The sequence below is a fragment of the Streptomyces sp. NBC_00354 genome (assembly GCF_036106915.1).
Lineage (GTDB): Bacteria > Actinomycetota > Actinomycetes > Streptomycetales > Streptomycetaceae > Streptomyces.
Genome location: NZ_CP107983.1, coordinates 7,247,066 through 7,260,386 on the forward strand (window position 1 = coordinate 7,247,066; position 13,321 = coordinate 7,260,386).

The window sequence follows — 13,321 nt, forward strand, 5'->3', positions numbered from 1 at the left end:
GGGTCAGCGACCGTCGTTCTCCGGACGGCGGGCGAAGCGCCACAGGACGTGGGTGACCCGGAACAGGAACACCGCCGCGGCCAGCACCCCGCCCGTCAGGGTCAGGACTGCATCGGTGGTGGGGGAGACGTCGAAGACCAGGGCAGGGCCGTACACCGCACCGAACACGAGGGCGGCCGCGAAGCACGCGCTGACGAAGGCGTAGCCGATCTCTATCGTGATCGCGTCGCGGTCTGCCTGCGTCCGTCTCCCCATGCGCGCAGTGTCACAGCTCGTACCGTACGGTCACAAGAGCGCCGCAGGGCTCCGGTCAGCCGATGCCGGCCGTCTCGGTCCACTGCCGCGCCAGCGATTCGTCCCCGGTCACCCCGGGGCCCAGCAGCGGGAGCCGGTTCCACAGCGCCGCGTACAGCCACGACGCCTCGCCGGTGATCTCGCAGTCCGCCGGGTCGCCCGTGTCGCCCGCCACCGTGCGGGGCGGCTCCGGCGAAAGGTGCATGGTCCACACCGCGCCCGTGTCGGCGGCGCGGATCCGCAGCACCCGCGGCTCCTCGGTCCGCATCCGGCTGCGCGGCCGCGCATGGAAGCCGGTCAGCAGTTCGTCCACCCCGTCCTCGGCGAACTCCGATGCCATCGGTGCGAAGGCCACGCCGAGCGCCGTCTCCGCGTCCATCCGGTGCACGGCCGTCTCGTGCGCCTGCCGGCGCGCCCAGAACGCCAGCGGCGACGGCGCGGCCGTCGGCAGGAAGGTCCAGCACTGCACATCGGCCGGAGCCTCGGTCAGCGTCCGGACCAGGGCTTCGTGCGCCTCCCGGTACCAGGCCAGCAGCTCGGAGCCGACCAGCTCGGGGGCGTCGGGGAACGGGCCCGGCTCCACGACGGCGTCCCTGACGTACCCGGCGGCCCACCGGTGCACCGCACCCGTGTGCTGCAGCAGATCGGAAACCCGCCACCCCGGACAGGTGGGCACCGGGGCGTCCGTACCCGCCCGTTCGGCCGTGTCGGCGAGCAACTCGCCTTCCCGCGCAAGGGTCTCCACATACTCTGTGATCTTCATGTGGGCAGTGTCCCACCGACCGGTGACAATGGGGCCATGGACGGGGAACCCGGGGAACTCTTCCCGCGCGAGCGGACCGAGATCGCCCCCGGCGCCGTGCACGTGCCCGACTGGCTCGCGTCCGAGCGCCAGCGGGAGCTGCTCGAGGCCTGCCGCGCCTGGGCGCGCCCGCCCGCCGGGCTGCGCACCGTACGGACACCCGGCGGCGGGACGATGACCGCCCGCCAGGTGTGCCTCGGACTGCACTGGTACCCGTACGGTTACGCCCGCACCGCGGTGGACGGCGACGGGGCCCCGGTCAAGCCGATGCCCGGCTGGCTCGCGGAGCTGGGGCGCGAGGCGGTGACCGCGGCCGGGGGCCGGCCAGGAACCGGAACCGGACCTGGAACCGGCACCGCCGAGGCGTACGACATCGCGCTGATCAATTTCTACGACGGCGACTCCCGCATGGGCATGCACCGCGACGCCGAGGAGAAGTCCGGCGCACCGGTCGTCTCCCTCAGCCTCGGAGACACGTGCGTCTTCCGCTTCGGCAACACCGCCTCACGCGGCCGCCCGTACCGGGACGTGCCGCTGCGCAGCGGCGATCTGTTCGTCTTCGGCGGCCCGGCCCGGCTGGCCTATCACGGGGTGCCGAAGGTCCTGCCCGGCACCGCCCCGCCCTGGCTCGGGCTGACCGGGCGGCTGAACATCACCCTGCGGGTCGGCGGGCTGGGGACACCCCCCGACTGACCGGCGGCGCCGCGCACACCGCCGATCATGCGAGGATCCCTGTCATGAACGGCAACGGGGCCCCACCGCGGGTGGGGGAGAGGACCAAGCTGGAGCGGGGCCGCGGCGCCCTCGGCCCGGCGCTGGAGCTCGTCCACACGGGCCGGGCCCCGACCCGCGCCGTCCTGACGGCCGAGCTGGGTGTCACCCGCGCCACCGCCGGGGCCGTCGCCGCCGAGCTGGAGGCGCTCGGCCTGATCCGCGTGGACTCCCGCCCCGGCGGCGCGGGCGGGACCCAGGGCCGTCCCTCGCACCGGCTCTCCATCGACGAGAACGGCCCCGTGGCGCTGGCCGCGCAGGTGCACCCCGACGGCTTCCGGGCCGCGCTGGTCGGCCTCGGCGGCCGGATCGTGGCCACCGCCCCGGGCAAGGTCACCGTCTCCGCGGACCCGGCGCAGGTGCTGGGCGCCGTCGTCGACGCGGGCGCAGCGCTCCTCGCCGACACCGGCCGCCGCTGCATCGGCGCGGGCCTCGCGGTCCCGTCGGCGGTCGCGGAGCCGGACGGTACGGCGCTCAACCCGCTGCACCTGGCCTGGCCGGCCGGGTCTCCCGTACGGGCCGTCTTCGCGGAGTGCGTGAAGGCGGCCGGGATCGACGGCCCGGCACTGACCGGGAACGACGTCAACCTGGCTGCGCTCGCCGAGCACCGGCACGGCGCGGGCCGTAGCGCCCAGCACCTGCTGTGTGTGGCCACGGGCCACCGCGGGGTGGGCGGCGCGCTGGTGCTGGACGGCCGCCTGCACAGCGGGAGTTCGGGTCTGGCCCTGGAGGTCGGCCACCTCACCGTCAACCCGGAGGGGCGGCCCTGCCACTGCGGCGGCCGCGGCTGCCTGGACGTGGAGGCGGACCCGCTCGCCTTCCTGACCGCGGCGGGCCGCACCCCGGGCCCGGAGGTGTCGCTGCTCCAGCAGGCCCGCGACCTGCTGCGCGAGGAGTACGCGGAGCCGGCGGTCCGGGCGGCCGCCGAGGAGCTCATCGACCGGCTGGGCCTCGGCCTCGCGGGGCTCGTGAACATCCTCAACCCGGACCGGATCATCCTGGGCGGCCTGCACCGGGAGCTGCTGCACGCGGACCCTGAGCGGCTGCGCGCGGTGGTCGCGGACCGCAGCCTGTGGGGCCGCAGCGGCGGAGTACCGATCCTGCCGTGCACCCTGGACCACAACAGCCTGGTCGGCGCGGCGGAACTGGCCTGGCAGCCGGTGCTGGACGACCCACTGGGGGCCCTGGGGGCGGCGGCGTAGCAGACACACCCCCAAGGCGTCCTGGCCGGGCTCGCCGCCGGGCCGGCGCCCGGCCGGCCGGCGCCCTGGCAGCGCCGGCGCCGCCGGGGCGCGGGATGCGGCGGCGGAACCCTCACCCGGGCCTGGCGCCGACCGACGCGGCCACCGACATGCCGGTCGGGACGGCGCCCGGGTCCACGGCGACGACCACCGTCGGCACGGGTTCTCGTACGGGCATGGATCCGTTGCCGACCGGCCGCTGCTGCGCCGATGCCGCCGGGGCGGCGCGCAGCGAGAACCACACCACCTTGCCGGGGCCGTCGGCCTGGTTGCGCGCGCCCCAGGCCTCGCTGACCGCCGCGACCAGTGCCAGCCCGCGCCCGCAGGTCTCCAGGGCGTCGGCGGCCGCCTCCCGCAGGACGGGAAGCCGCGGATCGCTGTCGTACACGGAGACCGTGAGCCGCCCCAGCCGCAGCTCGATCTCGACCGTGCACGTCTTGTCCGGCTGCGCATGGCGGTGGACGTTGCTGAGCAGCTCCGTCACGCCGAGCGCAGCCCGGTCTATGAGCGGATCGAGCTGCCAGTGGCGCAGTTGCGCTGAAACGATCCTTCGGATCTGCCCGATCCGGGACGGCAAGGCCTGCAGTTCTACGACGCAGTGCCTGCGGGAATGACTGATCACGGCTGCGACTCCCCGACATGAGTGTTACGGGTGCTGCACCCTCGGTAATGCTCCACCAGGGTCACCCACGGTGCCCGTGTATGCAACCGAACGCGATCGAAAGCGATCCGCATAGATACCCAAAGTGACTGTTTGTGCAGGTGAGGGAGGTACATTGCGAAAGCAGGGGGCGAAGAAACGCACGAAGGAGCAAGGCGCATGAGCACCACCCGTACCTCCGGTACGACGGCTACGACAATCGACGTCGACCGTAGCGACGCGGACTACCGCGCCTGGCTGAAGGAAGCCGTCCGCAAGGTCCAGGCCGACGCCAACCGTTCCGCCGACACCCACCTGCTGCGCTTCCCGCTCCCCGAGGAATGGGGCATCGACCTCTACCTCAAGGACGAGTCCACCCACCCGACGGGCTCCCTCAAGCACCGCCTCGCGCGCTCGCTGTTCCTCTACGCGCTGTGCAACGGCTGGATCCGGCCCGGCCGCCCGGTCATCGAGGCCTCGTCCGGCTCGACCGCCGTCTCCGAGGCGTACTTCGCCAAGCTCATCGGCGTCCCGTTCATCGCCGTCATGCCGCGCACGACGAGCCCGGAGAAGTGCCGCCTCATCGAATTCCACGGCGGGGAATGCCACTTCGTGGACGACTCGATGAAGATGTACGAGGAGTCGGCGGAGCTCGCCGCCCGAACGGGCGGGCACTACATGGACCAGTTCACGTATGCGGAGCGGGCGACGGACTGGCGCGGCAACAACAACATTGCAGAATCGATGTACCAGCAGCTGCAGTTGGAGCGGTACCCCGAGCCCGCGTGGATCGTGGCGACCGCCGGCACGGGCGGTACCTCCGCGACCATCGCGCGCTACGTGCACTACATGCAGCACGACACCCGCGTCTGCGTACCGGACCCGGAGAACTCCTGTTTCTTCGACGGCTGGACCAACAACGACCCGCACGCGAGCAGCGATTGCGGCTCGCGCATCGAGGGCATCGGCCGGCCGCGGATGGAGCCGAGCTTCGTGCCGGGCGCCATAGACCGGATGATGAAGGTGCCGGATGCGGCGAGCGTCGCCGCGTGCCGGGTGCTGGAGCAGGCCATCGGGCGCAAGGCGGGCGGGTCGACCGGCACGGGTGTGTGGAGCGCCCTGAAGATCATCTCGGAGATGGTGGCCGAGGGGCGCAAGGGCAGCGTGGTCACGCTGCTGTGCGATCCGGGCGACCGCTACCTGGACAAGTACTACTCGGACGAGTGGCTGGCCTCGCAGGGCCTGGACATCGCCCCGTACACGGAGACGCTCGAGACCCTGCTGGCCACGGGCGTCTGGCGCGAGCCGACGGCCTGACCGGCGGGGACCGCCCGGCGCCCGCGCCGGCGGCGTGTCATGCGCCGCCCGTCGGTCGCTGCGCCGACAGGCGGGCGTCCAGGGCCCGGACCGCCGAGCGGAACGAGTGGCCCAGGCCCGGCCGGGCACCGGTGAGGGCGAGCCGGAAGAGCGCCGGGCCGTCGGCGGCGAAGGTCCAGCGGACCAGGGTGCCGGATCCCGACTCGGCGGGGACGAGCCGCCACTCCTCCAGCAGGGCTCGGACCCCGGGGACGTTGGCCTCGTCGACCCGGTACGCGTAGCGCCGCTCGGGATCCGCCGCCATGATCGTCTCCTGGAGGCGGGCCCCGCCCACCAGCCGGATCTCCCGGCCCGCACCCCCGTGCGTCGGCCGGGCCAGGGTCACCGCCCCGAACCAGCGCGGCCAGCCCTCGACCTCCTCGGCCAGGGCCCGGTACACGGCCTCGGGCGCTGCCGCCGTCCGCGCGACGAAGGTCAGGCGGACCGGGGCGTCCTCGATGAAGTCCAGCCCCACCGGGCGGAGTCGGCGTGCCATGGGGGTACCTCCTGGGGGTGTGCAGGGGAACCTGCGTGCGCATGTGGTGCGCGTACCATAGCTGGCGCCCCGTCAGATGTCCGCTACGGCCCCCGCGTGCGGCCCGTCTCCCGGGCCGGTCGGTGGCAAGGCCCGGGCCGGAGGATCGCCCGGAGGGGGCCTAGGCAGGGCGCGTGCTGCGCGGGATGCTGGAGCTGCGCTGATCTCGCCCCGCTAGCGGAGGCCGCCGTGCCGGACACCCCCAAGCCCCCGCATCCCCTGGCCCTCGAACTCCTCACACCCCCACGGCCCCTGGCCCTGGAACTCCGCGTGCACGGAGTCCACGGTGCTCCCCCCGACGAGCTGCTCGGCGACCCGCGCACCGTCCGGATCACCGGTGACTCGACCGCCGCCGTGTTCCGCCGCGCCGCGGACGCCGACGCCGAGGACCATCCCGAGTGGTACGCCGGCCGGCCCGTGGTCGAGGCCTACTGCTGGTCCCGGCTCACCTCCGGCAACGGCGCCCGCGCCCTGTGGCTGCTGCTCCTGCCCTTCATGGTGGTCAACCTCGCCCACTGGGCCCGGCCGGCCGCGCCCTCCACCGGTCCGGCGCCCCGCGGGGTACGGACGTACGGGGTCCTCGTACGGGTCCTCGCCCTCAGCCTCACCCTGCTGCTGATCGCGGCCGCCTGCGAGGTCTCGCTCGACCTCCTCGCCTGGCAGTGCGCGGGATCCACGCACTGCACCGGCTCCCGTTCCTGGCTCGGGTTCCTCGAACCCGGCGGCTGGTGGGGCCAGCCCGGGCGGCGGCTCGCCCTCGGCGCGCTGGTCCCGGCCGCGCTGACCGGGCTGCTGTGGTTCCTGTCGAACCGCACGTGGAGCGCGTACGAGTCCCAGCCGCCGCCCGCGGACACGGCCGCCCCCGCGGCCGCCGAGGGCACTGCACCCGCCCTCGGCCGCCCCGGATTCTGGTACGGGCGGCGCATCGTGGCCCGGCTGCGCGCCGCGCACACCGCCGCCGGGCTGCTCACCGTCGCGGCCGCCGTCGCCGTACCCACCGCCCGCTACGACCGCCGCGCCGGCGCCCCCGCGCTCGAGGCCCTCGGCTGGGGCGTGGAGGTGCTGCTCGCCGCCGGGGCCGTCGCCGTCGCCTGGGTCGTCTGCCGGCGCGGCCGCACCGAGGCCCGCGCCGACCATCGTCTCGACCGCGCCGCCGTCACCCTGCTGCCCGGCTCCGCCCTCGCCCTGCTCGCCGCCGCCCTGCTGTACGCCGGCTGGTCGCGCCCCGGGTGGACCTCCGCCGGGCGGCTCCCGGGCGACTTCACTTTCGGCGCGCTCATGCTCGGCCAGGGCTGCTGCGTCCTGTTTCTCGCCGCCGTCGCCGTCCGCCTGTACCGGCTGGCCCCCGACCCGGCGACCGCCCTGTACGGCCTGGGCGGCCCCGCCATCGCCATGCTCGGCTGCGCCCTCGGCGGGGTGATGTCCGGCGGCGTCGCGCAGCGGGTCGCCGACTGGCTGGACGGAGCGGGAGCCCCCGGACCGGCCGGGGCTCCGCTGCCCGCGCCGCCCGTGCTGCTGTCCTGGCAGGCCGCCGTACTGCCCCCGCTGCTGCTCGTACTGGCCCTGCTCGCCGCCTGGTTCGCCGTACGCGGGATCCGCGCCCGGCGCAGGCTCGCCGCCGGGGTGGCCGCCGAGTACCCGGGGGAGCCGCCCGACGAGGACCGCAGCCGCCGGATCGCCGGGGCCCGGGCCGCCGCCGCGCTCACCGATTCCGCGCCCTGGTTCGTGGCCGCCGTCTCCGGGATCACCCTGCTGCTCGGCGCGGGCGCCCTCGCCGGAGCCTGGATCAGCGGCCGGGTCCCGGGCGAGGCCGCCCGCGGCGCCCACCCGCTGCTGGAGTCCGCCGCGCGGGCCGCGCAGGACGCCGGGTCCTGGCTGATCGGCCTCGGCATCGCCGCGTTCGTCACCTGGGGCCGCCGCGCCTACCGGGATCCCGCAGCCCGCCGCACCATCGGCGTGCTGTGGGACGTCGGCACCTTCTGGCCGCGCGCCGCCCACCCGTTCGCGCCGCCCTGCTACGCCGAGCGCGCCGTCCCCGACCTGACTTGGCGGATGACCGGCTGGACCGGCCGTACCGGAGGCCGCCTGGTGATCTCCGGCCACTCCCAGGGCAGCGTCCTCGCGGCGGCCGCCGTCTGGCAACTGCCGCCGCAGGTCCGCCGCCGGGTCGCCCTGCTCACGTACGGCTCCCCGCTCCGGCGGCTGTACGGGCGCTGGTTCCCGGCGTACTTCGGGCCGGGCCCGCTCGGCGCGCTGCACGGCGACGTCGACTGCTGGCGCAACCTCTGGCGCGCCACCGACCCGATCGGCGGCCCGGTCCTCGCCGAGGCCGGCGACACCACGCGCGCGGACGGCCCGGCGGGCGAGGCAAGCCCCCACGGCCCGGCAAGGCCCGACGGCCCGGCAGGCCCGGCCGACTCCGTGGACCGGGGACCGCTCGCCGACCCGCTCGCCTACGGGCGCAGCGCCCGCCACCCGCTGCCCGCGCCGATCCTCGGCCACTTCGACTACCAGGCCGACCCCGCCTTCGCCGCCGAACGCGACGCCCTCCTGGCCCGGTTGGCGGGGCCCGCCCGCCGCGCCCGGTCGGCCGCACCGGCAGCCACGCCTGCGGGCGGCGACACACCGGCCACACCCGCCGCAGCCGCCACACCCGCCGTGCCGGCCCCCAGGGTCAGCAAGGAGCCGGCAGCGCCGGCAGAGCCGGAAGATCCTCCGGGAACAGCAGGGTGAGCTCATCCGTGCCCGGATCCGACAGCTGCGCCACCCGGCCCGCATGCCGCTCGACCATCGACTCGAACGTCTGCCGGGCCGTGCGGCCGTTGCCGAACGCCGGGCCCTTCGGCAGCTCGGTGAAGTACGTGAGCAGCGCCTTGGCCGTTCCCTCGCCGAGCCGGTACTCGTGCTCCTCCGCCTGCTGCTCCACGATCCGCAGCAGTTCCTGCGGCCCGTAGTCGCCGAAGGTGATGGTCCGGGAGAACCGCGAGGCCACACCCGGATTGACGGTCAGGAAGCGGTCCATCTCCGCCGTGTACCCGGCGACGATCACCACGACCGCGTCCCGGTGGTCCTCCATCAGCTTCACGAGGGTGTCGATCGCCTCGCGCCCGAAGTCCCGGCCCGAGTCCTCCGGCGCCAGCGCGTACGCCTCGTCGATGAACAGCACCCCGCCGCGCGCCCGCTCGAAGGCCTCCTGCGTACGGATCGCCGTGGAGCCGATGTGCTCACCGACCAGGTCCACGCGGGACACCTCGACCAGGTGCCCGCTCTCCAGGACCCCGAGGGAGGCCAGGATCTCCCCGTAGAGCCGGGCCACCGTCGTCTTGCCGGTGCCGGGGGAGCCGGTGAACACCAGATGGCGGCGCACCGAGGCGGCCTTGAGGCCCGCCTGCTGCCGTCGCCGGCCCACCTCGATCATGTCGGTGAGCGCCCGCACCTCGCGCTTGACGCTCTCCAGGCCCACCAGTGCGTCGAGCTGGCCCAGCACCTCGCCGGAGCCACGCGCCGCCGACGACCCCCGGTCCGCCTCCTCCACCGGGCGCGGAGCGGGCACCTGCGCCGCGTGCGCCGCAGGGCTCTGGACCGCGCCGGCCGTACGGATGCCCGCGCGCTCACCGGCGAGAGCCCCGGCCGTGGTCGACTGGGCGGCGAGCCGCGACCCGGACTCGTCGCTCGTGCACTGCTCGGCGAGGGGGCCGTCCTCCGAGAACTCGTAACCCCCGCGCGCGCAGCGCTCGGTGTGGCAGCCGGTCAGCGTGGTGCGGCAGCCGTCGATGATGTGGAAGCCGAAGCCGGAGCTGCCCGTCACCCGGCAGGAATGGAAGCTTCCGCGACCGCCCGCCGACACGTAGAACCCGGCCTCGGACGGGGAGCTCACCGTGCACCGCTCCAGCGCGGGATCGGCGCCCTTGGTGACGATCACCCCCGTCTGGACCGCGTCGATCGTGCAGTTGGCGAGGGTGCCGCCGCTTCCGTGGTCGCGGAACCAGGCCCCCGTCGCCGCCTCCCGGATCCGGCAGTCGTCGACCTGCGCGGTCGCCCCGTCGCTCACCGAGACGGCGGTGTTGCGCACCTGGGACAGATCGCTGTCGACGACGTCGGCGCGCGAGCCCCGGTCCAGCACGAACACCGCGTCCGGCACGTCGTGCACCCGGCACGAGTTCAGCGAGGCGGTGGCCCCGTCGCTGATCCACACCGCCGGATAGTCGCCCGTGCTGTCGTGGATCTCGCAGGACTCGGCATCCACCCGGGTACCCGGATCCCACACCGACAGACCGTTGCGGCCGAACCGGCGGACGGTGGTGCGGCTGAGCGTGAGCACCGAACGGGAACGCAGGTCCACCGCGTTCTCCGGGATGTCGTGGATATCGCAGCCGGCAAGCGTGAGCACCGCGTCCGTGTCGAGGGTGACCCCGTCCGTCGAGGTGCGGTGCACCGCGCAGTCGGTGAGCCGGGCCGCCGCGCGCGCAGCGATCTGCACACCGGTGCCCTTGATCTCGTACACCTCGCAGCCCAGCGCCTCCAGCCCCGAACCCTCACCGGTGACCGCGATGCCCGCGCCCGACGCATGGTGGATCCGGCAGCGCTCCAGACGCGGATGCCCGCCGCCCCGGACGGAGACCCCGGCCTGTCCGGCGGCCACCACCTCGCACTCCTCGAACACCCCGCCGCCACCGTCCAGTACGGCGATGCCGACGCCCGTCGGGTTCTCCACCGTGCACCGCCGCACCAGGGGGCGGGCCCCGCCGCGCACCTCGATGCCGGCCGCCGACCGGGTGCTCACGCGCAGATCGGTGAGCTCGGGGGAGCCCTCCTCGACGAGCAGCGCGGGCGCCGCCCGGTCCTGCCCCTCCAGGTGCAGGTCCTGGACCACGGCCGAGGCGCGCACCGTCAGCGCGACCCCGTCGAGCGGGGCGATCCGCACCGAACCGACCGAGCCCTCCGGTCCGCGCAGGGTGACGGCATGGTGCAGCACCAGGTTCTCCCGGTAGGTGCCGGGGGCGATGGACAGCACGTCGCCGTCGCCCGCGACGGCGAGCGCGGCGGCCAGCGTCGGATACTCACCGGAGCGGCGCCGCCACCGCGAAGCCCCGCCGTGCGTCACCTGGACCGCGCCCTGTGCCATGGTGCTGTCGTGCCCCCGCCCTCGTACTCGCGCTGTCGAAGCGACTGAAACCACCGCTGCCGCCCGCCGCAGTGGCGGTGACCGACTCCGGCCGCTCCACCGTAGCGCGCGCGGGGCTGGTGAGATGCCAGGTCAGCTGCCCGCGCCCGCCCGGCCCCAGTCCGGTCCCGCCGCCGCCCACGCACGGTCCAGGCGTATGTACCGACGGTGTATGAGCCTTCGTACGACGAGCCGGCGGACCGTCTCCACCAGTGCGGCCGCGCCGAGAGCGGCGGCCAGGCCCACCACCGCCGCGTGGGCACTCGCCGATGCCCCGTCGAGCGGACGCCCCACGAGCCTGCCCTGCGTATCGGTCCAGATCCGGAACCGGTCGCCTGCCTGCGGCGGTTCCTCCGCGGCCGGCACCGTGCCCTGGTGGCTGCTTCCGTCGGGCGCCGTCCACGACGCCACGATCTGCGTGCGCTGCGGGCTCTGCCGCTGCGCCGAAGGATCGGCGCCCGCCCCCGCGCCCGAGGCCGGCTCGGCGGCCGGCCGCACCACCACGGCAGGGACGAGGTACCGCTCCTGCCGCTGTTCGCGCGCGGCCCGCTGCAGCGTGCCGTCCACCTCCAGGCCCGCGACCGTGCCGACGGCCGGAGCCACCAGCAGGACGCACACCAGCGCGGCGAACGCCACCCACGCCTCGAAGAGATCTGTCGGCCGGCGCAGCGGATTGCGCCGCCAACGCCACACACCCATGGCTGTCCACACGGTCCGGCACCCCCTTTGCCTCCGTCTGCCTGCGGTCCAAGCCTCCCGCATGCCCCGGCAACGCGCATTCCGGGACGCGCGGCAGTCGTGTCACCCGATCCGGTGCACGAAGTCACGGAAGCCGAAGCCGAACTCCCGCACCTTCCCGCCACACCTGTCGAATGCACCAACGGCCCGCCCACGGTGCTTGGTTCCAACGTTCCCCCAGAGCCCCTCGAAGGTGTCATTCCAAGGGGCCGCCGCACGCTCATTCCAGGACGCGGACCTCGTCACCCACCCGCACCGTGCCCACCCGCACCGGAACCAGCTGCCGCCCGAAGGCCAGCGATTTGCCGATCCGCCGGTGCCGGGCCAGGGTCTTGAGCGGCTCCTTGCCGCGCTCCGCCGTCGCCTGGTCGGTGGTCGTGACGATGCACCGCCCGCACTCCCGGGCCCCGCGGAAGACGGCGTCGCCGATCGCGATGCGCCGCCAGCCGTCCTCCGCCCATGCCTCGGCGCCGGCGACCACCACACTCGGGCGGAAACGGTTCATCGGCAGCGGACCCTCCTCGGGATGGTCCCCCTGCGCGATCAGCGAGTTCAGCGCGTCCAGCGACGCGAGGGTCACGAGCAGCACCGGATAGCCGTCGGCGAGGCTCACCGTCTCGCCCGGCAGCGCGTACTCCGGGTCGACGGGCCGCCGCACGGCAGGGTCGTCCATGTGCACCAGCCGCGCCGGAACCCCCAGGTAGGCGCTGAACCAGTCGGCCGCGGCGCTCGCGGCGACCACGGTCTCGACCTTCTTGCCGAACAGCACGACCGGCTCCAGCAGACCCGGCTCCGGCACCTCCACGACCAGCTCGGCCATGCCCGGAGCCGACAGCGCGACGGCGCCGCCCCCCAGCGGACGCGCCGCGGCCAACGCCAGCCGGGGCTGCTGGCGTTGGGTGATGACCGTGCCCTCGGTGTCGACGAGCGCCCACCGCCGGTCCCCGGACAGACCCCAGGGCTCCACGACCACCTCGTCGGGAGCTGTCCCCGCTACCGACTTGACGGGATGGACGTGGAGCGCCTGGACATACAAATTCGCCATGGGAGCATCCTGCCAGGAGCTCCCACGCACGCCCCGACGAGCGTCAGCGGGCCCTCAGTAGCCACGCCCCTGGTACGGGCGGCCGTACGGGTCCTCGTACGAGGCGGCCGGAACCGGAGCCGGAACCGGAACCTGCATCGGGCGCGGTGCGGCCGGACGCATCGCCTCATACCCGGTGCCCGTGGCCATCGGTCGCGGCGGCTGCTGCTGCGCCTGCTGCATGTAGCCCGCGCGGGCCACGGCGGGCTGCTGCTGCGGGATGTACGGAGCGGGTGCGTTCTGCAGCGGCATCGGCGCGGGCGCCTGCTGCTGGTACGGGGGGTACCCGTACGCCGGGGCTTGCTGCTGCGGCATGGCCGGGGGCAGCGCGGGCATGGACGAGGCGAGGGCCGGGAGGTACCCACCGCTCGAATAGCCGGCGCTCGGGGAGTCGTACGCGGCCGGAACGCGGATCGGGGCGATCTGCGGGGTGCCGCGTTCGGCGACGAGGGAGTCGTAGATGGGGGTGTCCGGGAAGGAGGGCGCGGAGTAGTAACCGCCGCCATAAGTGGAGCGGGGGGAGGTCATGGGACCTAAGTTAAGCCCACGACTTCACCGGGTCCATAGCGAGGTGTGACGAACACCGCCCTGACCTGCATATTCCCAGGTCAGAGCCACACCCTTCACTTCTCGTTCATGTGCACGTTTCGCCACTTCCGCCCCGGGTTGTTCCTACTCGTACTCACCGGTTGGGTG

At 74.3% G+C, this 13,321-nt stretch carries 12 protein-coding genes; 4 read left to right on the forward strand and 8 right to left on the reverse strand.

Going from position 1 to position 13,321, the window contains the following annotated elements; translation table 11 throughout:
• Positions 1-3: 3 nt before the first annotated feature.
• Positions 4-255 carry a DUF6332 family protein gene (locus tag OHT74_RS33280; RefSeq protein ID WP_266669683.1) on the reverse strand — a complete coding sequence of 84 codons (252 nt, stop codon included), beginning with the start codon at positions 253-255 and terminating at the stop codon, positions 4-6.
• 55 nt (positions 256-310) lie between these two features.
• Positions 311-1,057 (reverse strand): maleylpyruvate isomerase family mycothiol-dependent enzyme, encoded by a 747-nt coding sequence (locus OHT74_RS33285; RefSeq protein ID WP_328622236.1) that lies wholly within the window; start codon positions 1,055-1,057, stop codon positions 311-313.
• A 36-nt stretch (positions 1,058-1,093) separates the two neighbouring features.
• Between OHT74_RS33285 and OHT74_RS33290 the strand changes: the two genes are divergently transcribed.
• Both OHT74_RS33290 and OHT74_RS33295 read left to right on the forward strand, forming a co-directional pair.
• Complete coding sequence (locus tag OHT74_RS33290; protein WP_328622237.1) at positions 1,094-1,789, forward strand: alpha-ketoglutarate-dependent dioxygenase AlkB family protein; 696 nt, start codon at positions 1,094-1,096, stop codon at positions 1,787-1,789.
• A gap of 44 nt (positions 1,790-1,833) precedes the next feature.
• Positions 1,834-3,069, forward strand: a complete 1,236-nt coding sequence (locus OHT74_RS33295; protein WP_266669689.1) for an ROK family protein — start codon at positions 1,834-1,836, stop codon at positions 3,067-3,069.
• A gap of 112 nt (positions 3,070-3,181) precedes the next feature.
• Here OHT74_RS33295 and OHT74_RS33300 read toward each other — a convergent pair whose 3' ends face one another.
• Positions 3,182-3,730: an ATP-binding protein gene (locus OHT74_RS33300; protein ID WP_266669691.1), complete on the reverse strand. Its 549-nt coding sequence runs from the start codon at positions 3,728-3,730 to the stop codon at positions 3,182-3,184.
• A 198-nt stretch (positions 3,731-3,928) separates the two neighbouring features.
• On the opposite strand from OHT74_RS33300, the gene OHT74_RS33305 reads away from it, so the two are divergent.
• On the forward strand, positions 3,929-5,065 hold the full coding sequence (locus OHT74_RS33305; protein WP_266669693.1) for a PLP-dependent cysteine synthase family protein: 1,137 nt from the start codon (positions 3,929-3,931) through the stop codon (positions 5,063-5,065).
• A 37-nt stretch (positions 5,066-5,102) separates the two neighbouring features.
• Here the strand turns inward: OHT74_RS33305 and OHT74_RS33310 are convergent, their stop codons facing one another.
• A complete protein-coding gene (locus OHT74_RS33310) occupies positions 5,103-5,600 on the reverse strand; it encodes an SRPBCC family protein (protein ID WP_328622238.1) in 498 nt (165 codons plus the stop codon).
• Positions 5,601-5,828: 228 nt separating this feature from the next.
• On the opposite strand from OHT74_RS33310, the gene OHT74_RS33315 reads away from it, so the two are divergent.
• Positions 5,829-8,372: a hypothetical protein gene (locus tag OHT74_RS33315; protein ID WP_443047607.1), complete on the forward strand. Its 2,544-nt coding sequence runs from the start codon at positions 5,829-5,831 to the stop codon at positions 8,370-8,372.
• Here OHT74_RS33315 and OHT74_RS33320 read toward each other — a convergent pair.
• The 4 genes from OHT74_RS33320 to OHT74_RS33335 form a co-directional block, all read right to left on the reverse strand.
• Positions 8,314-10,764, reverse strand: coding sequence for a right-handed parallel beta-helix repeat-containing protein (locus OHT74_RS33320; RefSeq protein WP_328622239.1), 2,451 nt, complete (start codon positions 10,762-10,764; stop codon positions 8,314-8,316). The two genes, OHT74_RS33315 and OHT74_RS33320, sit on opposite strands and share 59 nt — an antisense overlap.
• 132 nt (positions 10,765-10,896) lie before the next feature.
• Complete coding sequence (locus OHT74_RS33325; protein WP_266669698.1) at positions 10,897-11,502, reverse strand: Rv1733c family protein; 606 nt, start codon at positions 11,500-11,502, stop codon at positions 10,897-10,899.
• 259 nt (positions 11,503-11,761) lie between these two features.
• A complete protein-coding gene (locus OHT74_RS33330; protein ID WP_266669700.1) occupies positions 11,762-12,586 on the reverse strand; it encodes an MOSC domain-containing protein in 825 nt (274 codons plus the stop codon).
• A gap of 54 nt (positions 12,587-12,640) precedes the next feature.
• Complete coding sequence (locus tag OHT74_RS33335; protein ID WP_266669702.1) at positions 12,641-13,153, reverse strand: DUF6643 family protein; 513 nt, start codon at positions 13,151-13,153, stop codon at positions 12,641-12,643.
• Positions 13,154-13,321: the final 168 nt, after the last annotated feature.